Genomic DNA, 26,709 nt, shown 5'->3' with positions numbered 1-26,709 from the left:
AGTTTGACTAAAATAAGCTTAAATCCAATGAACTCTAGCTCAAATACCTTTACCCAACAACTCCAAGAGGCATGGGCCTCCCAAGGCAGTATGTTGTGCGTGGGCTTTGATCCAGACCCCAAACGCTTGCCCACAAGATTTCAAGCTAAGCCTGAGGGAATTTATGAGTTTTGCCGCGAGATCGCTGATGCCACAGCAGATACCGTCTGCGCTTTCAAACCCCAGTTTGCTTACTTTGCCTCTCAAAGAGCCGAAGCTCAGCTAGAAAAGTTGACTCGCTACCTGAAAGATCAATACCCCCACATTCCTGTCATCCTAGACTCGAAGCGCGGCGATATTGGCAGCACAGCTGACCACTATGCTCTAGAGGCCTTTGAGCGTTATGGTGCAGATGCAGTCACTGTAAATCCGTATATGGGCTTTGACACTATAGAGCCCTACCTGAAGCATGCTGGCAAAGGTGTGATTGTTTTATGTCGCACCTCCAACCCAGGAGGTTCTGACCTTCAGTTCCTGGATGTGTCGCCCAGCAAAGAGCCACTGTATCTCCATATTGCCAAGCTGGCCGCACAACAGTGGAATGCTTCTGGCCAAATTAGCCTTGTAGTAGGCGCGACTTTCCCCGAAGAAATTGCTAAGGTACGTACGATCGTGGGCGAGATGCCTTTACTCATTCCGGGAATTGGCGCTCAGGGTGGTGACATCGACGCGACCGTCAAAGCCGGCAGCATCCCCAATCAGCCTGGTACCGGCATGATGATCAATTCCTCAAGAGCAATCTTGTATGCCAGCTCGGGTGATGACTTTGCTGAGGCGGCTAGAAAAGTGGCTATCAGCACTAGAGATGCACTGAGAACTGCATCCAATAAATAAAACAGATCTACAGCTGTACTAGGGCTTCTTTGGTTTCGGAAGAGGTTTTAAAGCCACCCTATCCATATTTTCCAAAATAAATTCTTGCCGCGTAGGAAAGTGAATATTAGCCTTGCGGCAATACTGCGTCTTATCAAAACATTTTGGTGCGGGCAAAGCAGACGCTAGCGCTGCAGCCTGCTCTCGATTCAGTCCAGCAGGACTAATGCCATAGTAATGTCGAGATGCGGCGCCGATACCAAAGATACCCTCACCCCACTCTACTGAATTGAGATAAATCTCGTAAAGCCGTTGTTTGGACATCATCGCCTCCAGCAGACCGGTAATGATGAGTTCTTGGGCCTTGCGAAAATAATTCTGCTCAGAAGAGAGAAAGAGATTCTTTGCTAGCTGCTGTGTAATCGTTGAACCACCACGTAAAGCGGTTTTTGATTTACCGTTGCCCCGCTGATTAAGCTGGGAATTTTTAGCCCAGGCTTTTTGCATATCCTCAATTCGCACACCTAGATGCTGCAAGAAGATGTCGTCTTCACTGACTAAAACAGCTCGCTTGAGATTGCTAGAGATATTGTCATAAGGAGCCCAAGATGATTGAATTGGACAAGACCAATGAAGGCCACACAGTCGCCAACGCTCGGCCCGCTGAAAAGCCGTACTATCTGGATCAAGAGAGATCCACAATCCAATCTGAATCACGAAATAGATTTGCATGGCGATAAAACCACCAAGTACGCATTTCAGAAAGTAGCCAAACCAGCGCATAAAACTTAGTCTGAGCTTATTTAGATCGAAGTTCCGCCAATACTGCGCGAGGATCGATTGCTTCACTGAGGTGTTTACCACGCCAGATTAAGAAAGCATCTGCAGCCTGCTCTACCAGCATGCCTAAGCCGTCACTCACACGTGCTCCTCGGTACAAGGCCTGTTGCATAAATACCGTCACTTTGCCGTACACCATGTCATAGGCAAATGATTGAGGGGTAAAAATATTGCTTGCCGCCATGTTACTAATCGGAGAGTCATCAGACAGCCCAGCAGCTGTTGCATTAATAATGAGGTCATATGCAGATGAAGTCTTGCCAGAATCTTCTAAATCACTCAGGGTAAGCGACTGAAGAGTCACTCGATATGCAGTTGCTAGACCACTAAATAATTGGACTAATTCTTTCGCCTTATCTGCAGAGCGATTGGCAATGATGAACTCTTTTGGTGATTGCTCTAACAAGGGGCCGATCACGCCGCGAGCGGCACCGCCTGCTCCTAGCAATAAAATTCGAGCACCCTGAATCTGAATACCCTGAGCTAGCAAGTCTCTGACAAGGCCAGCACCGTCAGTATTGTCACCAAAGATTCTTCCATTCTCGATGCGCAAGGTATTTACCGCACCAGCTAATTGTGCACGAGGAGTTAACTCATCAGCCAGTAACTGAGCATCCAACTTGAATGGAACGGTGACATTCATGCCCTTACCACCAGCTGCGAAAAAGGATGTAGCTGTAGCAGCAAACTCACCCAGTGATGGCTGTAGGCGACCATAAAACATGGTTTGATTTGACTGCTCAGAAAATCGTTGATGGATAGCAGGCGACTTACTGTGCGAGATCGGATTACCAGCGACCGCATAGACATCCATCCCAGAAAATTGAGTGGGATCAGTGTGTAGGTCGTTTAAATGGACTGGGTTCATATTGGCTACAGAATAAGCGAAATTACGCAATCCATCCCTAATTAAGGACGCAACTCCAAACGATCGGAGTTATCCCGCGTGAACTCAAAAGTTGAAATCCAATCCAAGATATCAATCTGCTTACGCATCTCCACAGGAAAGGCCCCAAAAGGCACAGACGCACGCACAATCGCTAAAGCTTGTCGGTCTAACTCAGGATTACCAGAACTGCGTCCAATACTTAAACCCTCTTTACCTTGAGCATTTTTGGCAATCTGTCCTTGAGCATCTACGCTCACAACAATGACCAAGATTCCATACAAAGGACGACCATTAGCGCGCGGGAAAAAAGCGCTGCCATAAGCCTCGATCTTTTGACGCATAGCATCGTAATACTGTGCAAATACCACCGCTTTTGTACTGGCGCCGGTTAAAACCTTACGTCGTGGTTCACGCCCGTTGACTTGTAAACGTTTAGCTAACTCAGCCTCTAAAGAGTTCAGCTGCGATGCCGCTTTATTTTCATCGCCACTTTTGCGACCGCCTGATAGAGCGCGATCTGAATCCATCTTTGCCAACATTTGCTTTTGTTGTTTCTCCAAAACTTCAAGGCGAGCCTCAGCACCAAGTCTTGCTCGATGCATTGCCTGAGCATCTTGATTGGCGGTATTGCCACCCCCATATAAATCTGCCTGAGCCAACTTACTTGCCTGTTTTGGCGCTACTTGATTGCTGGCATTCACCAACACCACACTGAGCGGTGTATTTAAGCGCCGGCTCTGAATCTCTCCAACCCCCCAGCGAAATGACAAGAAAATGAGGTGAAATACGATGGAGATACACAGCGCCATCCGAAATGGATGACGGCGCCAAGCATCTCTGAGATACTCCATGCCCTGCCTCAGCTTAAGCAGGACTGGCATCACTCTCAGGAACTTCTGGGGTTTCAATATGAAGAACGCGTACCCCAGCACTCAACTGCAGTAGATCGACATCGGCAATACTTACCTCCGCACGAGTCATACGAGGATGCGCAGCCAACTCTGGTACAGGTAAATGCAGTGGAATAGGCTCAACCCGCGACATACCTTCTTTAAGATGTCTTACAAAGACTTGCTGAGGAACTTCGTCTTGCATGATCCAACGCAAGCACCAATACTTTTCTAAGCGATCCTGATATTCACCGTAAGCTGAGTAACATGCTTCAAAGTCTGCTGCAATACCCATTAAGGTTGCATCGCGCGGGGGAAATGGCGCCACCATCTTTGCAGTAATGCCATGCTTAGCCAAAGCGATAAGTTGCCATTGATTGACTAAATCAGAATAACGACGTAGTGGCGATGTACACCAGGCGTAGTAATCTAATCCCAAACCCTCATGGGGGCCGGGGGTAGTTTGCATACGGGTACGCAATGGGCCCCAGCCCTTTTGGGTACGGAACAGCCCGGGTAAACCGTGGTCAGCAAGTAAACGTCCTGAAGCACTATTGCAATAAATCATCCACTCAGCAACGATCGTATCTAGGATGGAGCCACGTTGACGTGGCGTGATTTCCACTTTTTGTACGCCGTCAACATCTTTGATTTGAAAATGAAAATCGCGCGCCAAAGCATTGGGGTCAATCACCCCCAATTGCTCAGCGCGCAGTCCGTTGACTACTCGCTGCTCTTGACGTCCAGCATGTAACAGCTTGGCTGCTGTCCATAAGATGCTTAACTCTTGACGATACGAATAATCAGCCGCTTCATCCGCTAGACTTTCTTCTGTCACGAGATGCTCTATATTTTCCAAGCGCAGATTAGCTCCCATTGGAACCATCTCGGCACGCAATTGCAAAGAGTCTTTATCTACTACGCCAGCACCATCGATATCAACATAAATTGATAAAGCTGGACGGGCAGCGCCCTCATCGAGTGAGAATTGTTGAATCACCGTATCCGGCAACATCGTAATTTTGTCACCAGGAAAATACACTGTCGACATGCGCGAACGTGCAACCCGGTCAAGAGCATCATCCTTAGTGATGGCCAAACCTGGGGCGGCAATATGAATACCAATCCGATGCCCACCATCTGCAAGTGCAGTCACCGACAAAGCATCATCAATTTCTGTAGTGCCTGCATCATCGATTGAGAAAGCGTTTACTTCCGCCAGCGGCAACTCAGCAATCACTGCATCGAATATGGCTTGCTCTACCGCCAAACCCTCATCGTGATTTGCTCCATTCGGAAAATGGGTCTTTAAGAACATTGCTTGGTGATATTGCAAAGGTGAGTCTATTGCTTTGCAACGGATCATGAGTTGTGCGGGTGACTCACCAGACTCGGTACAAGCTGCAATCAAGGCCTTATAGGCCGATGTATTTTTATCCGGAGAAAACAGCAACTGATTGGCTTGGGACTTGAGAGTTTCCGGGAATGTGCCAGACACCAGCTCCTGCTGCCAAGCAGCCTGTTGCTCCAATTCTTTTTGCTTACGCTCAAGCGCTGCTAAGCCAGCTTGCAACTGCTCAAGCGGCGCCCTTAGAAAACGTCCACGACCTTTGCGCCGGAAAAATACGGGCGCACCTTGCAAGGCGATCGCCAAGGCAGTTTGCTGTGGAATCGTTGCTTGTGCACCAAAGTACTCCTTTGCAACGTCCACCAAGTCAAACTCATCATCGGGAGCGCAGTCCCATAAGAATTGCAAATCAATCTCTTTAGATGAGACAGTGGCCTCATCCATCAATGCTTGTGGCTCTGGTTTCTCAAAGCGCAACCAAACCTCTTTGGCTTTTAATTTGATCTTCTTACCAGATAGGCTAGTAGCTTGCCATGACTCCGCATCTCCAGTGCCCGAGGCAGACTGGACTGTAGCAACCTTTATGTCGCCACCTTCTTCATATAAAAGATGCATGCTTAGAGGGAGATCCCGCCGCTAGCTTCAAGCGCCACGCCATTGATATAGCTTGCTTCATCACTTGCTAAAAATAAATACACATTGGCTATTTCTTCTGGGGTGCCTAGGCGGCCGAGCCAACTACGTCTCTCAATATCTTGCAAGATATTCTCTGGCATGGCCTTCACCATCTCAGTGGCAATAAAGCCTGGGCACACTGCATTTACCCGAATGCCTTTTGCACCCAGTTCACGCGCCCAAGTCTTCGTAAAGCCAATGACGCCAAACTTCGTAGCAGAGTAGTTTGTTTGACCAAAGTTTCCGTAAATGCCCACAACGCTTGAAGCATTGACAATAGAGCCTTTACCAACTTCCAGCATGTGTGGAACAACTAATTGAGTGCAATTAAATACACCTTTGAGATTGACATCAATCACGGTATCAAATTGCGCTTCAGTCATTTTGACTAAGCGCGCATCTTGCGTGATGCCGGCATTATTAATCAAAATATCAATCCGTCCATGGCGTTGCATGACTTGGTCAACCGCAGCTTCGATGCTAGCGCGATCAGTCACATTCATGACATAAGCTTCAGATCCGGGAATCAGATCTGCCGCAGCCTTCACTGCTTCAGGATTGATGTCTGCAATCATGACCTTTGCACCTTCTTGCGCAAATCGTTTGGCTGTTGCAAACCCAATGCCTTTAGCTGCGCCAGTAATGATGGCTACCTTATCTTTTAGTCTCATGCTCATGACTTTACTTTCTCTTGTATTACAGTCAATATTTTTTGATGCACGCCACCGAAGCCGCCATTGCTCATGACTAGAATGTGATCACCAGGTTGCGCTTCATTCGCCACTGCATTTACCAAAGCACCGAGTTCGTCGAAAGCTACAGCGCGATCTTTAACTTTCTTGTTGAGTGGGGAAAGGACTTCACTTAAATTCCAGCCAAGAGTTTCCTTACCGGAGCTGGCACCGTAAGCAAAGATCTTGTCGGCCGCCTCCAAGCTATTAGGCAGCTGGGCCTTCATGACGCCTAACTTCATCGTATTGGATCGAGGCTCCAACACAGCCAAAATCCTGGACTGTCCTACGCGACGACGTAGACCATCTACTGTTGTAGTGATCGCAGTTGGATGATGCGCAAAGTCATCATAGACCGTTACCTCATTTGCTACACCAATCGTTTCTAGCCGGCGCTTCACATTTTTGAACTCAGCCAAAGCACACGCTGCATCAGCCGGCGAAATACCAATGTGGTTTGCGGAGGCAATTGCGGCTAATGCATTCAGTTGATTGTGACGACCCATCACGCCAGAGTTTGGTGCCCACTGAACTTTCGCCACCTCTTTGCCCTGGTGCACCACAGTAAAGCCATCAGCCGCTTGAGAAATTAAAGACCAGGTGTTTTGTTTATCTTGCCCAAACCGTTCGACTGGGGCCCAAGCACCTCGCGCAATCACTCTTTCCAAAGCAGGCTCTTCGCCATTCACCACCACTAGACCATTGCCTGGCACCGTACGAACCAAATGATGAAACTGCGTTTCAATTGCAGCAAGGTCAGCAAAAATATCAGCATGGTCGAACTCCAGATTATTCAATAAAGCCGTACGCGGACGGTAGTGAACAAACTTACTGCGCTTATCAAAGAAAGCAGTGTCATATTCATCTGCCTCGATCACAAAATACTTGCTCTCGCCAAGGCGAGCCGATACCGTGAAGTTCAGGGGTACGCCACCAATTAAATACCCCGGCTTATAGTCATTGAATTCTAAGATCCAGGCCAGCATGGCAGAGGTGGTGGTTTTGCCATGCGTTCCAGCAACGGCTAATACATGTCTACCAAATAGCACTTGCTCACCCAGCCACTGCGGTCCTGAGGTGTATGGAAGCCCTTGATTGAGTATGGCCTCCATTAATGGATTACCACGAGAAACCACATTGCCGATGACAAATAAATCCGGCATCGTCTCAAACTGTAATAATTGGTCAGGCGAGAATCCCTCAATGAGCTCAATGCCCTGTGCTTCAAGCTGAGTGCTCATTGGTGGATACACGTTGGCATCACAGCCAGTGACGCGATGTCCGGCTTGCCGAGCGATTGCGGCAATGCCGCCCATGAAAGTACCGCAAATGCCCAAGATATGAATATGCATGAGGGAATTTTAGCTAAGGAGTAGCAATGAATCGAAGACAGTGGATTAGCATCATTGGATTTAACCTCGTAGCCCTTGCTGCGGGAGTCGCGACTTCGCAATGGATCTTCAAAACAGAGCTGGCAGACGATCCTGCAATTAAAGCCTTTTTTGCTAATCCGTGGCAAACACCCGATGGAAAATCAGTCGATACCCAGGAATGGCGTGGAAAAGTTCTCGTGGTGAACTTTTGGGCATCCTGGTGCCCTCCTTGTGTTGAAGAGATGCCGACTTTGGACAAGCTACAAGCAGAGTTCAAGAGTAAAAATGTCTTATTTGTCGGCATTGGCATCGATTCACCCTCTAATATTCGTCAATTCCTAGAAAAAACCCCAGTTTCTTACCCAATTGTGATTGGCGGGCTTGAGGGTAGTAAGCTCTCTAAGGAAATGGGAAATACTCAAGGGGCTCTTCCGTATACGATCATTATTAACGCCCAAGGAAAAGCAACTAGTAGCAAATTAGGAAAGATAAGCGAAGAAGAGCTCAGAAAAGCAATTAAATCTGCTTTATAAGCTCTTTTTCTGAATTTTTTGATTCGTTAAGTCCATCTATATTTGGTATTTTTACGCTCAATTTAGCAATATTCATCCTTCAAATCGCAGTAAAAAGCGATTTTTTCGGCCATTAAAATAAGGCTGCGGACTGGTTCCAGGGTTATACTTTGAAAGTACTTCGCGAAGAACAATCCTCACGATGTAAGCAGTTTTAGAGATGCGCTGTAATAACCTAATTAAACCTAACTGCCTCTAAAAATATCGATCTATGTCGAAAAATACATCAATTCTCGTAATTCAAGGTCCCAATCTCAATTTGCTGGGAACCCGTGAACCAGAGGTTTACGGTAAAACAACCATGGAAGACATTCATACGAAGCTTGGCACGATTGCTAAATCCAATGCGGTTGATTTATCCACTTTCCAAAGCAATCATGAAGGTGAGCTTATTGACCGAGTTCAGAAGGCCAAGCAAGATGGGGTGGATTTCATCATTATTAATCCAGGTGCATTTACCCATACGAGCGTTGCCTTGCGGGATGCCTTAGCTGGGGTGGCTATTCCATTCACCGAAGTACATCTTTCCAATATCCACCAACGCGAAGAATTCCGTAAACACTCTTATCTGTCCGATATCGCCACTGGCGTGATCTGCGGATTAGGGGCAATTGGCTATGAATTAGCACTACAAGCTGCCATTGCCCGTTTACAAAATAAAGATTAACTGAGCATTTCAAGAGAGGAAGCCTTTCCATGGACCTGAGAAAACTAAAAACCCTAATCGACCTCGTTTCTGAGTCAGGAATCTCTGAATTAGAAGTAAACGAAGGCGAAGATCGTGTTCGCATCGTCAATGCAGGATCTTCAGCTGCCGCTGGTCAAGTGGTCTACGCCAATCCAGCGCCTGCTCTTGCAATGCAAGCTGCGCCGGCTGCTGCACCAGTTGCCACAACACCGACAGTAGAAGAAGTTCCTGCTGAAACCGGTTTTGTAGCTCGCTCACCCATGGTTGGGACTTTCTATCGCGCGCCAAATCCTGAGTCTCCGGATTTCGTCAAAGTAGGCGATACAGTCAAGGTTGGCCAAACACTCTGCATTATTGAAGCTATGAAGCTCCTCAATGAGATTGAGTCTGAGCAAGCTGGCGTCATTAAGCAAATTTTGTGTGAAAACGGTCAAGGCGTTGAGTTTGATCAGCCACTGTTCATCATTGCTTAACTGATCATCAATTGATCACTGCTAGATTCATTTCAATCCACCGTTACTTAACTCAGAGCCGACATGTTCGATAAGATTCTGATTGCCAATCGCGGAGAAATTGCTCTCCGTATCCAGCGCGCCTGTCGCGAGTTGGGAATTAAAACTGTGGTCGTATTCTCCACTGCAGATAAAGAAGCGAAGTATGTGAAGCTTGCAGATGAAGCTGTATGCATCGGGCCAGCCCCCTCACCGCTGAGCTACCTCAATATGCCAGCGATTATTTCAGCTGCAGAAGTGACGGATGCTGAAGCAATTCATCCAGGCTATGGCTTTCTCTCTGAGAACGCCGACTTTGCTGAGCGTGTAGAAAAGTCAGGTTTTGCATTTATCGGCCCTACAGCAGCATCAATTCGTCTTATGGGTGACAAGGTTTCAGCCAAGCGGGCAATGATCAAAGCGGGGGTTCCTTGCGTACCCGGATCTGAAGGCGCATTACCAAGTGATCCAAAAGAAATTATCGCTACTGCAAAACGGGTTGGCTACCCAGTCATTATTAAAGCTGCCGGTGGTGGTGGTGGTCGCGGTATGCGTGTTGTACATACAGAGGCAGCACTTCTGAATGCGGTCAACATGACCAAAGAAGAAGCTGGTCGCGCATTTGGCAATCCAGAGGTCTACATGGAGAAGTTTCTAGAGAAACCTCGCCACGTAGAGATTCAGATTCTGGCCGATACCCATGGTAGTGCCATTTGGTTAGGTGAGCGTGACTGCTCTATGCAACGTCGCCACCAAAAAGTGATTGAGGAAGCGCCTGCTCCAGGCATTGATCGTCGTGCGATTGCAAAAATTGGTGAGCGCTGTGCTGAAGCCTGTAGAAAAATTGGCTACCGTGGTGCTGGTACTTTCGAATTTTTATACGAGGATGGTAATTTCTTCTTCATCGAGATGAACACCCGCGTTCAAGTAGAGCATCCTGTCACTGAAATGATTACCGGCGTGGATATCGTTCAGGAGCAAATTCGTATTGCTGCCGGTCTAAAACTTAGCTATCGCCAAAAGGACATCGTTTTTCGTGGTCATGCCATTGAGTGTCGTCTCAATGCTGAAGATCCATTTAAGTTCACGCCAAGTCCAGGCAAGATTGGTTCGTTTCATATGCCAGGTGGCCCTGGAATACGTGTCGACTCCCATGCCTATAGCGGTTACGTAGTACCGTCCAATTATGATTCCATGATCGGCAAGTTAATTTCTTATGGAAATACTCGCGAGCAAGCAATTCGTCGCATGCAGATTGCCCTTTCTGAGATCGTCATTGATGGCATTACAACCAATGTACCCCTGCATCGTGAACTCATGCTGGACCCCAACTTCATTGAAGGCGGCACCAGCATTCACTATCTCGAGCATCGTCTTGAAGAGCAAGCCGCCAGTCGTGGCAAGTCCTAAGCAGTGGATGATTTGATGCCCATATGGAGTAAGCATGTCTTATCGTGAACTTGTTTTCACGGTCCCAGCCGAGATCGCGGAGCCTTTGGGTGATGCACTGCTGGAAGTGGGTGCACTTTCTGTCACCGTTGAAGATGATGCTGCTGGTGGTTACGATGAAAACCCACTTTATGGTGAACCTGGACTCTCACCCGAGGTTCAGGCATGGGATCGCTCTTCAGTAACCGCCTTATTCAATCCGGAGATTGATGACTCTGATGCGGTGAACTTTATTCCCGAACTGTTAGCATCACTGCAAGAGGCTGGATTTAAGCTCCCAGCGCCCGAAGAAAAGATTGTTGAAGAACAAGATTGGGTTCGCTTAACCCAAAGTCAATTTGCGCCGATTCAGATTGGTGAGCGTATCTGGGTAGTGCCTTCTTGGCATGAGGCACCGACCGATCCCAATGCCATTTGCTTAGCCGTAGATCCAGGCTTGGCATTTGGCACTGGTAGTCACCCCACCACGCACCTTTGCCTCCTCTGGCTTGAGCAAAACACGCAACTTGCGAATCAAAGTTTGCTTGATTACGGCTGCGGATCCGGAATTTTGGCCATTGCTGCAGCAAAACTCGGTTGCAATCCTGTTGTTGGTACGGATATTGATCCACAAGCAATGGTTGCAGCGCGCAGTAACGCAGAAATTAACAACACTGTCATTTGCTTTGTGTTGCCAGATGAAAATGCTCCAGAACTTGCGGCTGAGACCAAGTACGACATCGTGATGGCCAATATTTTGGCCAATCCGCTACAAGTGTTAGCTCCAGCCTTGGTGAACAAAATGCGTCCAGGTGGAAAAATTGTGTTGTCAGGGGTACTTGCTCGCCAAGCTGATGAGGTGATTGCCACTTACAGCCAATGGTTAACGCTTTCCGTATGGAAAGAAAGCGAAGGTTGGGTCTGCTTGCACGGAACGCTACCGCACAAAGAGGATCCAGTGCGATTCGCCGCCAAAAACTCAGCAGCCCTTGTACCTGCTCAAAAAAAAAGTCCTAAATTAATCCTTCTAAGTCTTTTTTTCCTTTTGCTCATCATCTTTGGTGAGCATCTATCTAGAAATTCACTACTGCCAAAGTTAGCAACGCGCGTTGATGGCAGCTCCTCTGCAATGGCATCTGCTGCTTTTTCTCTCTTGCAGAAGTTCGATGAACAATTATGTCGCGCAATAGGGTGTGTGAATCGCCCCGTAAGCGATTTCTCTGCATGGAAAATAACTTCAGTAACCCTCGCGCCTGAAAACGCGCGAGAGGGGCTTAAAAACGGTTTAAACCAATCTACATTGCAAGTTGAGATACAAAATCGCCTTACACTGCCTGCTTTATTCCCTAATGTAGAAATTTTGCTCACCGATGCAGAAGAATTAGAGATCAAAACAATCCAATTTTCTCCACAAGAATGGTTACCTAGTGCTTGGCGAGATTCACATTCTGAGTTTTTACGTCAAGGCGCACCTTCCGGTGAAATTTTCCGCTCAGAACTTTCTATTTCACTCCCGCAAAATACTGCAGGCTATCGCGTCAGAATTTTTTACCCTGAAAAATAGACTGCAAACTCAAATTCACACTCATTCCAATTTTTTAAGAAAGTAACTACTTATGGCCAGCTTGATCTGCGGTTCTATCGCTTATGACACCATCATGAACTTTGAAGGCAAATTTGCCGATCAAATCCTGCCAGAGCAGATTCACATTCTCAATGTCGCCTTTTTAGTGCCGACCATGCGCCGAGAATTTGGTGGTTGCGCTGGCAATATTGCCTATAACCTCAAACTTCTTGGTGGCGACCCCATCATCATGGCAACAGTAGGTGGTGATGCCGCGCCCTATCTTAATCGCCTTGAACAGCTCCAGATTGATGCAACCCACATTCGCCAGATTGAACAAGCATTTACCGCTCAAGCCATGATCACGACTGATCAAGCCAATAATCAAATTACCGCTTTTCATCCAGGCGCAATGGGTGAATCCCATCTCAATCAAGTGTCTGCAGTAGTTACGGAGCGGAGCAAAAATAGTAAAGGCACAGCAAAGTTTGGCATTGTTGCTCCAGATGGGCGTCAAGGCATGTGGGAGCACTGCCACCAATTGGCTGAGGCAGGCATTCCATTCGTATTTGATCCGGGCCAAGGTTTACCAATGTTTAATGGTCCAGAACTTTTAGAGTTGGTCGATATTGCAAGCTACCTTGCTGTAAATGACTATGAAGGCGAAATGCTTTCCCAGAGAACAGGCCTGAGCTTGGCAAAAGTTGCGGAAAGAGTAAAAGCTTTAATTGTTACCAAGGGTGCCGAAGGTGCAGATATCTACCTTGAGGGTAAATGTATTGCGATTCCACCGGTACCGGCAGCAAAAGTGGTGGATCCAACCGGATGTGGGGATGCATTTCGTGGTGGTCTGTTATTTGGACTAGAGCATGGAATGGACTGGGAAACAACTGGTCGACTGGCGAGCTTGATGGGTTCCATCAAAATTACCCATCAGGGACCACAAAATCACCAAATGAGCGCAGATGAAATCGCAGCGCAATTCAAATCCGCCTTTGGATTTGCACTCTAAAACCAATAAAAACAAAAAATAGTAATAAAAAAGGGATCTCGTGAGAGATCCCTTTGAACTTCACCCGCCTACAAGCAGAGCTTATGGGCGTGTGCCAGTTGGGAAGGGCCAAGCAGCAGCAGGATTCAACGTTGTTGAAGTAGCAGCTTTTTTAGCCACGGGCTTTTTTACAGCTTTGCCCGCTTTCTTCGCAGCAGGCTTACTTACTTTTTTTTTGCTACTTTACGAGCTACTTTTTTAGCAGCAGGCTTCTTAGCAACAGCTTTTTTAGCTACTTTTTTAGCAGCAGGCTTCTTAGCAGCAGCTTTTTTAGCAGCAGGACGCTTCTTAGCAGCTACTTTTTTAGCAGCAGGCTTCTTAGCAGCAGCTTTTTTAGCAGCAGGACGCTTCTTAGCAGCTACTTTTTTAGCAGCAGGCTTCTTAGCAGCAGCTTTTTTAGCAGCAGGCTTCTTTGCAGCTACTTTTTTAGCAGCAGGCTTCTTTGCAGCAACTTTCTTCTTGGCGATTGCCATAGTAATGCTCCTTCACGTGAGGATTAGTACAAACTACCGATTAAGAAGACCCGACCATTCATTTCCGCCTGGTCTTGCGACCAATTGGATCCGACGAGCGAGCCATTCATCGGCGCGCGGCTTGATGCTAAGTGCTGCACGCTAATGAATCTTGGAAAAAAAGCCGTGGCCCCCAAGGGCAACGGCTTTTTAAATTTGCTGGAAAAAATAGAGAGAATAGTCCAGACACCCTTGGACAAGGGTTTTCGGATTTGAGTCTGGTTTTGCTGACTTTTAAAACTATCCAACCGTCTAATCTCCTATTTAGCCGGCCATACGCTTTTATCTAACTACTACTCCCAACTTAGCGCACCGCCAGTTTGATACTCAATAACGCGTGTCTCAAAAAAGTTTCTCTCTTTTTTCAGATCAATCATTTCTGACATCCATGGGAATGGATTCTCTTCATTTGGGAACATCGCGTCAAGTCCTATTTGCAAACATCTACGATTACAGATGTATCTTAGGTAACCTTTGAACATCGGAGCGTTCAATCCGAGCACTCCGCGAGGCATCGTATCTTCTGCATAACGGTACTCTAATTCCACTGCTTTTTCGAATATCGCTTTGATCTCATCTTTGAACGCGGAAGTCCATAACTGCGGGTTCTCCAGCTTGATTTGATTAATTAAATCGATACCAAAATTGCAATGCATAGACTCATCGCGAAGGATGTATTGATACTGCTCAGCAGCACCTGTCATTTTGTTTTGACGACCCATTGCAAGTATTTGCGTAAAACCAACATAAAAGAATAATCCTTCCATTACGCAAGCAAAAACGATCAATGATTTGAGCAACATTTGATCTGTTTCTAATGTCCCAGTTTTGAAATTAGGGTCAGTCAATACGTTAATGAATGGAATTAAGAACTGATCTTTAGCGCGAATAGACTCAACTTCGTTATACGCATTAAAGATTTCGCTCTGGTCTAAACCTAATGATTCGACAATATATTGATAGGCATGAGTATGAATTGCCTCCTCAAAAGCCTGACGCAATAGATATTGACGGCATTCTGGAGCAGTAATGTGGCGATAAGTGCCCAAAACAATATTGTTTGCTGCTAAAGAATCAGCAGTCGTGAAGAAACCGAGATTGCGCTTAATAATGCGACGCTCATCTTCAGTTAAGCCATTTGGATCCTTCCAAAGCGCGATATCGCGATTCATATTGATCTCTTGTGGCATCCAGTGGTTTGCACAACCAGCTAAATATTTCTCCCAAGCCCACTTATATTTAAATGGAACCAGCTGGTTTACGTCAGTCTTGGCATTAATTACGCGCTTATCAGCAGCATTAACGCGAAGTGCGGCGCCACTAGCTTGAGCAACAGCTTGTGCGGGTGTAGTCATGGCAACCTGGTCTGGCTGCGGACGTTGTACTTCAGCTACCGCTGGCTGTGGTGTCAGCATGGCTGGTGCTAATGCGGGTGCGACTTCTTCTTCCCAATTCAACATCATCTTCTCCTAATATATATTTTCTTAATCAATCAGCAAATGGCTTATTGACATGCTTCACATTCTTCAAAACCAGCATCACCAGGGCGCATTGTGCAGGCTGGACCATCCAACTCTTGCGCTGCTGCTGCATCTGTACCATTTACACCGCCACCACTAGATACCGCATTTAATTGACCGCTAGCCACTGTAGATTTCTCAACGTGGGTTGCCGCCATTGTGCGGAGATAGTAGGTAGTTTTCAAACCGCGTAACCATGCCAACTTATAGGTGTCATCCAATTTCTTGCCAGATGCACCACCCATATAAATATTGAGTGACTGCGCTTGATCAATCCACTTCTGACGACGTGAGGCAGCTTCAACTAACCAAGTTGGCTCTACTTCAAACGCAGTAGCGTACAAATCACGTAAATCTTGTGGAACGCGATCAATTTTGGATAAAGTGCCATCAAAGTACTTTAAATCCGCAATCATGACTTCATCCCAGAGCCCGCGATCTTTCAGATCACGCACTAAGTACTCATTTACTACAGTGAACTCACCAGAAAGATTCGATTTCACGAACAAATTCTGGAACGTAGGTTCAATACAAGCTGATACTCCAATAATATTGGAAATCGTGGCAGTCGGTGCAATCGCCACGCAGTTAGAGTTACGCATACCGTGCTGCTTAATGCGAGCGCGCAACCCATCCCAATTCATGGTGGATGAACTATCGACTTCGAGGTAACCGCCACGCTCTTCAGCCAACAAAGCAACTGAATCTTGCGGAAGAATGCCGCGATCCCAGAGTGAACCTTTATACGTACTGTAAACACCGCGCTCTTCAGCCAATTCATTAGAGGCTTGGTAAGCGTAGTAGCACACTGCTTCCATGGAAGAGTCTGCAAATTTCACTGCTTCATCGCTGGCATAAGGAATGCGCTGCATATGCAAGCAATCCTGGAAGCCCATGATGCCCATGCCGACAGGACGATGCTTCAAGTTCGAGTTACGCGCTTTAGCAACAGCGTAGTAGTTAATATCAATCACGTTATCCAGCATGCGCATTGCAGTACGGACCGTTCTTTGGAGTTTCTCGTGGTCCAAAATCATCTTGCCAGACGCATCAGTAGTCATGTGCGCTGTTAAATTCACAGAACCCAAGTTACATACTGCAATCTCGCTCTCGTTTGTATTGAGGGTAATCTCGGTACACAAGTTTGAGGAGTGAACTACACCGATGTGCTGTTGTGGGCTACGAATATTGCAAGGATCTTTAAATGTGATCCATGGGTGGCCAGTTTCAAACAACATGCCCAGCATCTTGCGCCACAGTTGTTGCGCAGGAATACGACGGAATGGCTTCAATTCACCAGCATCTGCTTTTTTCTCATAAGCAACATAAGCCTCTTCAAACGCCTTGCCGTATTTGTCATGCAAATCAGGTGTATTTGAAGGTGAGAACAAGGTCCACTCACCACCCTCCATCACGCGCTTCATGAATAGATCTGGAATCCAGTTAGAAGTATTCATGTCATGCGTACGGCGACGATCATCACCTGTGTTCTTACGCAGTTCTAAGAACTCTTCAATATCTAAATGCCATGTCTCTAAGTAGGCACATACCGCGCCCTTACGCTTACCACCCTGGTTCACTGCAACTGCCGTGTCGTTTACTACTTTAAGGAATGGCACAACACCCTGTGACTTTCCGTTAGTGCCTTTAATATGACTGCCCAAGGCGCGAACGTTGGTCCAGTCATTACCCAAGCCACCAGCAAACTTAGACAAGAGTGCATTCTCTTTGAGGGCTTCGTAGATGCCATCAAGATCATCATCCACTGTGGTTAAGTAGCAGCTGGATAACTGAGGACGTGTTGTTGCTGAGTTAAACAAGGTTGGCGTGCTGGACATGAAATCAAATGTAGAAAGGATTTCATAGAACTCGATAGCACGACGCTCACGATCCAACTCATTCAGAGACAAGCCCATCGCAACCCGCATGAAGAAGGCCTGCGGCATTTCAATGCGACGGTCTTCAATGTGTAAGAAATAGCGATCATACAAAGTTTGCAAACCAAGGTAGTTGAATTGCAAGTCACGGCTGGCATTCAATGCAGCAGCTAGACGTGGGAGATCAAACTCACGCATGCGTGGATCTAACAGCTCAGCAGAAATACCTTCGTTAATGTATTTGGCAAAGTAAGTGCTGTATTCAGCCTGCATATCGCCTTGCAATACTTCACGACCTAAAATTTCCTTACGGATCACGTGCATCAAGATACGTGCAGTGACTTGACTGTAAGCAGGATCCTTTTCGATCAATGTGCGTGAAGCCAAAATTGCGGAGTCATACACTTGAGCCATCGGCACGCCATCATACAAATTCTTGATGGTTTCAGTAATGATTGGGCTGGAGTCAATATTGTTACCAAGACCTTCGCATGCGGCTTCAATAATGGTGCGCAAAGCAGCCATATCAAGCCACTTCTCTACGCCGTTATCAGTCACCTTGAGACCAGATTCGCCTGCCTGAGTAGCTGCCTGAGTTTCTTGAGAGGTGCCCTGTTGTGTGGCGCGCTCTTGATTTCGTTTTTCGCGATAAAGAACGTAAGCGCGTGCAACGTTGTGCTCACCACTACGCATTAGCGCTAACTCAACTTGGTCTTGAATATCTTCAATATGAAATGTGCCGCCATTTGGACGGCTACGGAGTAAGGCGCGAACGACTGCATGCGTCAATTGCTCAACTTGCTCACGTACACGTGCCGAAGCTGCACCTTGCCCACCATTTACTGCCAAAAATGCCTTTGTTACGGCAATCGCGATTTTGGAGGGCTCAAATGCCACCACCGAACCATTACGGCGAATGATTTTGTAGTCAGACAACTGGGTTGCCTGGCTACCGCCTACACCGCCAGCAACAAAGCTAGCAGATGGGGCTTGATTCATCGACTCCGATGGACTCATTCCCGGGTTATTTGTGCCGGCAGTCTGTCCTGCTGTCTGGGGGTTGGCATATGTCATATGTTTCCTGCTTATATATAGTTATTTGGTCAAAAAAGTTATTACAAAAATAGGGTATTGCCGTATTTAAACACTACATCTAGTGTCTAAAACTGTATTTGCCACTAAGTATAGGGAAACATTCGGAATTAAGTAAGGCATTTCTGACGAATATTTATAAGTATTTTTCCCTATATTTTCAATAAATTAGGGTCCATTTTGGTGCGAATTTGGAGACCCTTTTAGGTAAAGGGCAAAAAAGTGAGCGTGTACTCACATACTATTTTTAGTCTTAGCGAGAATCTAGGCCGAAGGGCAATTTCTCGATAGAGATGTTGTTTTTTGTCTGAAATTTTTTCCAATCAAACTGAACGCCTGGGTCAGTTTTTCTTCCTGGGGCAATATCGCTATGACCTGCAAATTGTAAGTTTGGGTAACTGGCCGCCAGTTGGGTACCTAAGCTGGCAAGTGCTAAATACTGCGCTTCCTCAAATGGATGAGCGCTATCCCCTTCCAACTCAATGCCAATAGAGAAATCATTACACTTTTCCCGACCCAAAAAGGCAGATAAACCAGCATGCCAAGCCTTATTTTGGGTAGAAACAAACTGGATAATCTCGCCCTGACGGGAAATCAAGAAATGACTGGAGACTTTCTGGTCGGATATCTCTTCGAAATAAGGGTGCATAGAAGCATCCAGCTGATTTTGAAAGAAGTCCACAATAAATTGGGTGGAGCTACGATCCACAAAACCGCTAGGCGGCAGGCTGATGTGATGAATCACTACTAAATCCGGTAACAAGCCTTCAGGGCGACTATCTTGATTAGGAGAAATTCGCCAAGCGGCAGAGCCAAGCCAACCCCGATCATCCAAACTACTGAGATGCTCTTTACAGCAATAGAAGCGATCCTCTTGCGCAATTGCCTCAGATTTTGGCAGATGAACCGAGCAATGGTGGCACTGAATAATCGCTTCCGGCACAACCACTTTGCTTTGCTCTACTTTGATCTTGGCGGCCTCATCAGCGGTAAATTTTGCTTGCTTTTTCCCTTTGAACCAAAGATATAAAAAACCCGCACCAGCAAATAAAAGAAGCCATTTAATCAAAGCGTCATGTCCTCTGCAGAATGACTTCTACAACAAATCTGCTACCGACATAGGCTAGGAGCAAGGCAGTATAGGCACTTAAAACCCAACGAATAGCAGCTCGTCCGCGCAAACCCACGCGCCAACGTGCAAGTAGCAGACCTGCAAACAAGAACCATGAAATCAAGGCAAAGATAGTCTTGTGATCAAAAACGAGGGGTTTACCAAATAAGGCTTGCGAAAATAGTAAGCCGGAAAAGACTGTCAGACTCAACAAGGCAAAACCTACGTAAAGCAAATTAAATAAGAGACTTTCCATCGTCATTAACGGTGGTAAGTCCTCTAACCAATGGGCTATACGACTATTGGGGATGATGGCCAATTGGCGGTGTAAAGCACGATCTTGTACGCTCATTAATAGGGCATGCATCGCAGCCAAGCTCAATAACCCAACAGAAATAGTGGCCACAATAAAATGCCCCTTAAACCAAGGGTCTGAAACAGAGGTCGGGGAAATTAAGGTGCCAGAAAATAAAACTGGTAACACGGAGCAAATGAAGGCAAAGCATAAAACCAGCCAACCTAAGCTCGCAATGGGCAAGAACCAGGATTGAAACCAATAAAAAGCAAGTCCAACCCAAGCAATCAAGGAAAGATCTTGGGCAAAGCCAAATACAAAGCCTTTTGGCGTAAAAACAGAATCATGCAACTGAATTCCATGAACTAGCAGAATCAGAAAAATTGCCGCTTTAATCAAGCCATTAAATGCAGAAGATTCAATCTTTCCCTTAGGTCTGGAACTTAAAAAGACCAAAAGAAGCAAATAAAGTGCGGATGGGAGCCATCCTGAGCCTGAGTAACCTAAAATATCCATCTGGAAAGTCTAATCGATAAATGCTAGAGAATCTCACCGATCGCCTATCTCGTGTTGTTAAAACAATGCGAGGGCAAGCTCGCCTCACCGAAGCGAATACCGCAGAAATGCTGCGGGAGATCCGTCTCGCCTTGTTAGAAGCGGACGTTGCGCTTCCCGTCGTTAAATCTCTACTCGAACAAATTAAATTTAAAGCCCTTGGCGAAGAAGTGGTTGGTAGCCTTAGTCCAGGCCAAGCATTGGTTGGACTTGTTCAACGAGAACTGGCTCAAGTCATGCGTGGTGATACTGCGCAAAGTGGCGAACTCAATTTAGCAACGCAACCACCAGCAGTCATTTTGATGGCAGGTCTGCAGGGTGCCGGTAAAACTACCTCGGTAGGTAAGTTGGCCAAGTTTCTGCAGGAAAAGAAGAAAAAGAAAGTATTGACCGTTTCTTGTGACGTTTACCGTCCTGCCGCCATTGAGCAGCTTGAAACAGTGACAAAACAAGTTGGCGCTGAATTTTTTCCTAGCAATATCAATCAAAAACCTAGTGAAATTGCAGCCGCAGCACTCGATTGGGCAAGACGTCATTACTTTGATGTTCTTTTGGTTGATACGGCAGGTCGTTTGGGTATTGATGAAGCACTGATGCAAGAAATCAAAGCTTTACATGCCAATCTCAATCCTATCGAAACTTTGTTTGTGGTTGACGCCATGCTGGGGCAGGACGCTGTCAATACTGCCAAAGCGTTCCATGAGGCCTTGCCGCTCACCGGTGTCATCCTCACTAAGTTGGATGGTGATTCCCGGGGTGGCGCAGCGCTTTCGGTTCGACAAATTACTGGTGTACCACTTAAATTTATTGGTGTTGCCGAAAAAATGGATGGCCTCGAGGCATTTGATGCCGACCGAATGGCTAACCGTATTTTGGGTATGGGCGATATTCTGGCCTTGGTTGAGCAAGCCCAACAAAATGTCGATGTTGCCCAAGCTGAGAAATTAGCAAGTAAGATTTCTAAAGGCGGATTTGACCTTGGTGATTTCCGGGATCAACTGGCTCAGATGCAGCAAATGGGAGGCATGGCTAGCCTGATGGATAAGTTGCCAAGTCACATGGCGCAAGCAGCCTCCAAAACGAATTTAAGTGTTGCTGACAAACAAACGAAGCGCATGCGCGGGATCATCGATAGCATGACGCCAAAAGAGCGTGCTAAACCTGAATTACTAAAAGCGACCCGTAAACGTCGTATTGCTGCCGGTGCAGGAGTTGAAGTTCAGGAAGTGAATCGCCTGCTGGCGCAATTTGAGCAGATGCAAACCATGATGAAGCAATTTAAGGGTGGCAAGATGGCGCGTACCATGGCATCCATGGCTGCAAAAGGAGCCGCCAAGGGTATTGGCGGCCTCTTTAAAAAATAATCATTACAAAGCGTTCGGATTTAAGAAACTAACTTCTTCGCTGTATCAACCGCAGCAATCACTGTAGCTTTGATTTCTGAGAGCGGGATGTTTTGTGATTCAGCGTCAGTCCGACCTTTAAATTCCACCTGGGCATCTACTAAGCCGCGATCGCCAATCACTACACGGAATGGCACGCCGATCAACTCCCAGTCTGCAAACATGGCACCCGGTCTCTCACCGCGATCATCCAAAACAACATCCACACCAGCAGCAATGAGTTCATCATGCAGTTGATCAGCAGCAGCTTTCACTGCCTCAGATTTGTCGTAACCCATTGGGCAAATGACCACCTCAAAAGGTGCCATTGAGATCGGCCACACAATACCGCGCTCATCATTACCTTGTTCAATTGCAGCACCAAGCAAACGCGTGACACCAATACCATAGCAACCCATCACCATCGGTTGCGCTTTACCCTGTTGATCAAGATAAGTACAGCCCATCGCTTCCGAATAACGCGTACCCAACTGAAATACATGCCCCACTTCAATGCCGCGACAAATATCTACAACACCTTTGCCATCAGGAGAAGGATCTCCAGCGACAGCATTGCGCAAATCCATGACTAGTGGCTCCGGTAAATCACGGCCCCAGTTCACGCCAATGAAATGATGGCCCGCTTCATTCGCACCACAAACAAAATCAGCCATATTGGCCACAGTACGATCGGCAACGACTGTCACTTCAGCACTCACCCCGACAGGGCCCAAGTAACCTGCGGGCGCACTGCATGCTTGCTTGATTTCAGATTCGCTTGCAAAGCGTGACTCCGCCATACCGGGGATCTTGCTTGCTTTAATCTCGTTAAGCTCATGATCACCACGAACCAACACCATAAACAATTTAACTGAACCGTCTGCTTGATCAGCAGCAAGCAATAAAGATTTCACTGTTTGCTCAAGTGGAAGCTTTAAAAACTGGGCTACATCTGCGCAATTGGTTTGGTCTGGTGTTGGTGCCTTGGCCATAGCCTGAGAGGCAGCGGCACGAACTGCAATTAATGAAAGTGACTCAGCAGCCTCTAAGTTTGCTGCGTAATCGGAGCTTGGGCAATAGACAATCGCATCCTCACCGGTATCTGCAATCACATGAAACTCTTGACTGCCTGATCCGCCAATAGCGCCGTTATCTGCCGTTACTGCGCGGAACTTCAGACCCAGCCGATTGAATATGCGGGTGTAGGCATCAAACATCATTTGGTAAGACCTCTTCAAGCCCTCGGCATCGCGGTCAAATGAATAAGCATCTTTCATACTAAATTCACGACCACGCATGATGCCAAAACGAGGACGGCGCTCATCTCGAAACTTTGTCTGAATTTGATAGAAATTGACTGGGAGCTGTTTATAACTTTTGATTTCGTTACGCGCTAAATCCGTCACCACCTCTTCAGAAGTAGGTTGAATTAAAAAATCACGATCATGACGATCTTTGATGCGAAGTAACTCGGGCCCCATCTTTTCCCAGCGACCCGTTTCTTGCCAAAGCTCTGCAGGCTGAATCATGGGCATGAGCAATTCAATTGCGCCTGCGCGATTCATTTCTTCGCGAATAATGTTCTCTACCTTGCGAATGGACTTCAAACCCAAAGGTAAATAATTGTAAATACCAGCACTCAGTTTGCGAATTAAGCCGGCACGCACCATGAGTTTGTGCGAAACCACCTCAGCATCAGAGGGGGCTTCTTTTAGCGTGGCGAGAAATGATTGTGAAGCTTTCATGTATGGATATAATCAAATCATTGATTTTAAAGGATTTGAGGCACGATCTCATGCTTGACCGTGAAGGGTATCGACCCAATGTCGGCATAGTCCTCCTCAATGGCCATAACGAGGTTTTCTGGGGAAAACGCGTTGGGCAGCATTCGTGGCAGTTCCCGCAGGGTGGGATTCAGCATGGGGAGAGTCCTGAACAGGCTATGTACCGCGAATTGCATGAGGAAGTGGGCTTGCTACCGGAACATGTCCAAATTATTGGGCGCACCAGGGATTGGCTTCGCTATGACGTCCCGGAGGAATTTTTGCGCCGACAACAAACCTCTAAAACTCATCGGGCAAGCTATCGCGGACAAAAACAAATTTGGTTTTTATTGCGTTTAGTAGGCTCAGATAGCGATATTCACCTGCGCGCTTCAGAACACCCTGAGTTTGATGCGTGGCGATGGACTCCTTTTTGGATTCAATTGGACACGGTTATTGACTTTAAGCGCGAAGTCTATCAATTAGCCCTCTCCGAGCTTGCTCGTTACCTATCTCGTGGCATTCGCATGCAACAACTTGCCTGGGGATCGCCGTTAGATCTATTTCAATCTTTTTATGCCGGCGAAGATGACGAGCATAAAGAAGCAAAACCAACTGACAAGCCATGATAAAACTCCGCACTATCAACATTCGAATTTCCACCCTATTGCTCCCATTGGGCTTGGCTTTAGTAGGGTGTGCGGGAGACCCTCTGGAGAGTGGAGTTGACCCATTTGCACCGATGGTTTTTAAAGAGGGTGCAACGGCTATGCCTCTAAACCCCCCAAATAAAGCTAGCATCCAACCTTTTTACGTATCTCAACAGACCATTTTTAAGTTTGCTGTGGACACCAACTCCATCTTGATTGGTAACGACGGTATTACCCGCTACATCGTCATTCTGACAAGCCCAAACGGTAATAGCCAAGTTCAGTACGAAGGTATTCGCTGTGATTCATTCCAATGGCGCCTATATGGCACCTTTGAGGGCAGCACCTGGAAAGAAAATCCACTCTCGAGCTGGCGAGCCATACAAGACAACACACCAAATCGCTATCAAGCGGCATTAGCACAGGGAGCGTTCTGCAACTTCACTTCTCAAGAAAAGAATATTAAAAATATTATTCAGTCACTCAATCCCAATGGATTTACCGGGCAGATTAAACCCACTAATTCATATGGTGTAGTGAACTAAATTTTGTATTGAGTAGATTTTTTTGTGCGCATCTGACTGAAGGCAACTTAGCAGTCATTAAGCAGCAACTAAACGAGTGCCTATTTTTTCGCCATCCATCAGGCGAATAAGGACATTTGATTCTCGCCCAGAAGCAATCACAGTAGTCGCACCAGTTTGAGCGGCGACTTTCGCTGCCAATACTTTGGTTAGCATGCCGCCCTTGCTCAGCTCACTTGCAGCGCCACCAGCGATTTTTTCTAAAGCGGGATCACCCGCAACAGCATCGCCTAGCAAAGTGGCTGAAGTATCTTTCCGTGGGTCAGCAGTAAATAAACCGCCCTGATCAGTTAAGATCACCAACAGATCCGCATGAATTAAATTGGTTACCAAAGCAGCCAAACTATCGTTATCACCAAACTTAATTTCATCGGTAACCACAGTATCGTTTTCATTGATGATGGGCACAACACCCAACTTCAATAAGGTATCTAAAGTTGCCTTAGCGTTGGCATTACGCTCTGCATTCGCTAAATCTGCGTTCGTCAGCAGGACCTGAGCACTGCGTAAATTAAAACGTGCAAAACAAGTCTCATAGACTTGCACTAAACCCATCTGACCCACTGCAGCAGCCGCTTGCAGCTGATGAATTTCTTGGGGACGCTTTGTCCATCCAAGACGTTGCATTCCTTCAGCAATCGCACCGGAGCTCACCATCAGAACCTCATGGCCATCACCCAACAATGCGGCCATCTGCTCAGCCCACATCGCAATAGCTGCATGATCCAAGCCTTCCCCATTGTTGGTGACCAGGCTTGAACCTACTTTGACAACAATACGTTTTGCTTTCTGAGTATTCATATCGAATGCATATTCAAATGACAATTATTTAATCTACTGCTTTATCTTCTGGTGGAGCTTGATCTTGATAACGAGGGTCGGCTGCACGCTCGTCCGCATCATCACGATCTTTGCGAACAGAATCTAAGTAGTCCTGCAAAGAGTAACAAAGCTTATCGCAGCCCAAGCCTGTCAAAGCAGAGATCTCAAATACAGGACCTTTCCACTTAAAGCGCTTAATGAAGTCAGCGACGACTTGTTTACGATCCTCTTCAGGGATCATGTCGACTTTATTCAACACTAACCAACGTGGCTTTTCAACGAGTGCTTCATCGTACTTACGTAATTCATTTACGATCGCTACAGCATCTGCTACCGGATCAATGTTCTCATCAAATGGAGCAATATCTACTAAATGCAACAGTACGCCTGTACGCTGCAAGTGCCTTAAGAAGCGATGGCCAAGACCAGCACCTTCTGCAGCACCTTCAATCAAACCTGGGATATCCGCAATCACGAAGCTACGCTCGGCACCTACACGTACCACCCCTAAATTCGGATGCAGTGTTGTAAATGGATAATCAGCAATCTTTGGTCGCGCATTGGATACGGCGGTAATCAAGGTAGATTTTCCGGCGTTTGGCATGCCCAATAAACCAACATCAGCCAATACCTTTAATTCGAGCTTGAGCTTACGACGCTCTCCATCCTTGCCATTGGTTTTCTGACGTGGGGCTCGGTTCGTGCTGCTCTTAAAGTGAATGTTTCCCCAGCCACCAACACCGCCCTGCGCCAAGCAAAGACGCTCGCCATGGGTGGTTAAGTCCGCAATTGGCTCACCCGTTTCATAATCAGAAATGATGGTGCCAACCGGCATACGTAATTCAATATCATCACCCGCGCGACCATAACAGTCTGCGCCGCGGCCTGGCTCACCATTTTTTGCAGTGTGCGTTTTAGCGTAGCGATAGTCAATCAGCGTATTGATGTTACGGTCAGCGGTAGCCCATACGCTTCCGCCTTTTCCACCATCACCACCGTCAGGTCCACCGAATTCGATAAACTTTTCGCGGCGCATGGAGGCACTCCCAGCGCCACCTTGGCCAGCAATGACTTCAATACGAGCTTCGTCTATAAATTTCATGAATAAAAAAGGCCTCGCTTAGCGAGGCCTGTTCCTAAGAGTTAAATTCGGA

At 46.8% G+C, this 26,709-nt stretch carries 21 protein-coding genes and 3 pseudogenes; 10 read left to right on the top strand and 14 right to left on the bottom strand.

The genetic code is table 11. The annotated features are described in order from the left end of the window. The first annotated feature begins 27 nt into the window (after positions 1-27). Positions 28-873, top strand: coding sequence for an orotidine-5'-phosphate decarboxylase (pyrF, locus tag DN92_RS01120; protein ID WP_173959519.1), 846 nt, complete (start codon positions 28-30; stop codon positions 871-873). 18 nt (positions 874-891) lie between these two features. On the opposite strand, the gene mtgA is transcribed toward pyrF, so the two are convergent. From mtgA to mpl, 6 genes are read right to left on the bottom strand one after another with little or no spacing between them, the layout of a single operon-like run. Then, on the bottom strand, positions 892-1,635 hold the full coding sequence (mtgA, locus tag DN92_RS01115; RefSeq protein ID WP_173959518.1) for a monofunctional biosynthetic peptidoglycan transglycosylase: 744 nt from the start codon (positions 1,633-1,635) through the stop codon (positions 892-894). Positions 1,636-1,651: 16 nt separating this feature from the next. Continuing rightward, positions 1,652-2,560, bottom strand: a complete 909-nt coding sequence (gene aroE / locus DN92_RS01110; protein WP_254598309.1) for a shikimate dehydrogenase — start codon at positions 2,558-2,560, stop codon at positions 1,652-1,654. A gap of 41 nt (positions 2,561-2,601) precedes the next feature. Then, a complete protein-coding gene (locus DN92_RS01105; RefSeq protein WP_173959517.1) occupies positions 2,602-3,462 on the bottom strand; it encodes an energy transducer TonB family protein in 861 nt (286 codons plus the stop codon). Continuing rightward, on the bottom strand, positions 3,446-5,434 hold the full coding sequence (locus DN92_RS01100) for a ribonuclease catalytic domain-containing protein (RefSeq protein WP_173959516.1): 1,989 nt from the start codon (positions 5,432-5,434) through the stop codon (positions 3,446-3,448). Before DN92_RS01100 ends, DN92_RS01105 begins: the two co-directional genes overlap by 17 nt. Before the next feature lie 2 nt (positions 5,435-5,436). Beyond that, positions 5,437-6,165, bottom strand: a complete 729-nt coding sequence (gene fabG, locus DN92_RS01095) for a 3-oxoacyl-ACP reductase FabG (protein WP_173961216.1) — start codon at positions 6,163-6,165, stop codon at positions 5,437-5,439. Between the two features lie 2 nt (positions 6,166-6,167). Then, positions 6,168-7,577: a UDP-N-acetylmuramate:L-alanyl-gamma-D-glutamyl-meso-diaminopimelate ligase gene (mpl, locus tag DN92_RS01090; protein ID WP_173959515.1), complete on the bottom strand. Its 1,410-nt coding sequence runs from the start codon at positions 7,575-7,577 to the stop codon at positions 6,168-6,170. Positions 7,578-7,603: 26 nt separating this feature from the next. Between mpl and DN92_RS01085 the strand changes: the two genes are divergently transcribed. The 6 genes and pseudogenes from DN92_RS01085 to DN92_RS01060 all read left to right on the top strand — a co-directional run bounded on the left by DN92_RS01085 (position 7,604) and on the right by DN92_RS01060 (position 13,353). Further along, a complete protein-coding gene (locus tag DN92_RS01085) occupies positions 7,604-8,131 on the top strand; it encodes a TlpA family protein disulfide reductase (protein WP_173959514.1) in 528 nt (175 codons plus the stop codon). Between the two features lie 250 nt (positions 8,132-8,381). Further along, positions 8,382-8,837: a type II 3-dehydroquinate dehydratase gene (gene aroQ, locus DN92_RS01080; protein ID WP_173959513.1), complete on the top strand. Its 456-nt coding sequence runs from the start codon at positions 8,382-8,384 to the stop codon at positions 8,835-8,837. Positions 8,838-8,866: 29 nt separating this feature from the next. Continuing rightward, positions 8,867-9,331: an acetyl-CoA carboxylase biotin carboxyl carrier protein gene (accB, locus tag DN92_RS01075; protein ID WP_173959512.1), complete on the top strand. Its 465-nt coding sequence runs from the start codon at positions 8,867-8,869 to the stop codon at positions 9,329-9,331. Between the two features lie 63 nt (positions 9,332-9,394). Continuing rightward, entirely contained in the window at positions 9,395-10,759 is a 1,365-nt protein-coding gene (gene accC, locus DN92_RS01070; protein WP_173959511.1) for an acetyl-CoA carboxylase biotin carboxylase subunit, read from the top strand. A 34-nt stretch (positions 10,760-10,793) separates the two neighbouring features. Then, positions 10,794-11,714 (top strand): annotated as a pseudogene (gene prmA / locus DN92_RS10620) (50S ribosomal protein L11 methyltransferase); the annotation flags it as partial. A 679-nt stretch (positions 11,715-12,393) separates the two neighbouring features. After that, positions 12,394-13,353, top strand: coding sequence for a carbohydrate kinase family protein (locus DN92_RS01060; RefSeq protein WP_173959509.1), 960 nt, complete (start codon positions 12,394-12,396; stop codon positions 13,351-13,353). 81 nt (positions 13,354-13,434) lie between these two features. Here the strand turns inward: DN92_RS01060 and DN92_RS01055 are convergent. The 5 genes and pseudogenes from DN92_RS01055 to DN92_RS01035 all read right to left on the bottom strand — a co-directional run. Then, positions 13,435-13,856 (bottom strand): annotated as a pseudogene (locus DN92_RS01055) (histone H1-like repetitive region-containing protein); the annotation flags it as partial. 341 nt (positions 13,857-14,197) lie between these two features. Next, positions 14,198-15,364, bottom strand: coding sequence for a ribonucleotide-diphosphate reductase subunit beta (locus DN92_RS01050; RefSeq protein WP_173959508.1), 1,167 nt, complete (start codon positions 15,362-15,364; stop codon positions 14,198-14,200). 44 nt (positions 15,365-15,408) lie between these two features. Next, positions 15,409-18,375, bottom strand: coding sequence for a ribonucleoside-diphosphate reductase subunit alpha (locus DN92_RS01045; RefSeq protein ID WP_173959507.1), 2,967 nt, complete (start codon positions 18,373-18,375; stop codon positions 15,409-15,411). Positions 18,376-18,646: 271 nt separating this feature from the next. Beyond that, positions 18,647-19,462, bottom strand: coding sequence for a 1,6-anhydro-N-acetylmuramyl-L-alanine amidase AmpD (gene ampD / locus DN92_RS01040; RefSeq protein ID WP_173959506.1), 816 nt, complete (start codon positions 19,460-19,462; stop codon positions 18,647-18,649). A 4-nt stretch (positions 19,463-19,466) separates the two neighbouring features. Then, positions 19,467-20,315, bottom strand: a complete 849-nt coding sequence (locus tag DN92_RS01035) for a cytochrome C assembly family protein (protein WP_173959505.1) — start codon at positions 20,313-20,315, stop codon at positions 19,467-19,469. Positions 20,316-20,335: 20 nt separating this feature from the next. Between DN92_RS01035 and ffh the strand changes: the two genes are divergently transcribed. Beyond that, positions 20,336-21,718 (top strand): signal recognition particle protein, encoded by a 1,383-nt coding sequence (gene ffh / locus DN92_RS01030; protein WP_173959504.1) that lies wholly within the window; start codon positions 20,336-20,338, stop codon positions 21,716-21,718. Between the two features lie 20 nt (positions 21,719-21,738). Here ffh and DN92_RS01025 read toward each other — a convergent pair whose 3' ends face one another. Beyond that, positions 21,739-23,481, bottom strand: coding sequence for a proline--tRNA ligase (locus DN92_RS01025; RefSeq protein WP_173959503.1), 1,743 nt, complete (start codon positions 23,479-23,481; stop codon positions 21,739-21,741). 50 nt (positions 23,482-23,531) lie between these two features. Here DN92_RS01025 and DN92_RS01020 point away from each other — a divergent pair, with 50 nt between their 5' ends. Both DN92_RS01020 and DN92_RS01015 read left to right on the top strand, forming a co-directional pair. Then, positions 23,532-24,128, top strand: coding sequence for an RNA pyrophosphohydrolase (locus tag DN92_RS01020; protein WP_173959502.1), 597 nt, complete (start codon positions 23,532-23,534; stop codon positions 24,126-24,128). Continuing rightward, entirely contained in the window at positions 24,125-24,694 is a 570-nt protein-coding gene (locus tag DN92_RS01015) for a CNP1-like family protein (RefSeq protein WP_173959501.1), read from the top strand. The genes DN92_RS01020 and DN92_RS01015 overlap by 4 nt, the downstream gene beginning before the upstream one ends. Before the next feature lie 63 nt (positions 24,695-24,757). Here DN92_RS01015 and proB read toward each other — a convergent pair. Together proB and obgE are read right to left on the bottom strand one after the other, a co-directional pair. After that, positions 24,758-25,534: pseudogene (gene proB / locus DN92_RS01010) on the bottom strand (glutamate 5-kinase); the annotation flags it as partial. Positions 25,535-25,562: 28 nt separating this feature from the next. After that, positions 25,563-26,657, bottom strand: a complete 1,095-nt coding sequence (gene obgE / locus DN92_RS01005) for a GTPase ObgE (RefSeq protein WP_173959499.1) — start codon at positions 26,655-26,657, stop codon at positions 25,563-25,565. Positions 26,658-26,709: the final 52 nt, after the last annotated feature.

This window comes from Polynucleobacter arcticus (genome assembly GCF_013307205.1).
In the GTDB taxonomy this organism is placed as follows: domain Bacteria; phylum Pseudomonadota; class Gammaproteobacteria; order Burkholderiales; family Burkholderiaceae; genus Polynucleobacter; species Polynucleobacter arcticus.
The sequence above is the reverse complement of the archived record's forward strand: the minus strand, read 5'-3'. Positions and strand labels throughout refer to the sequence as shown.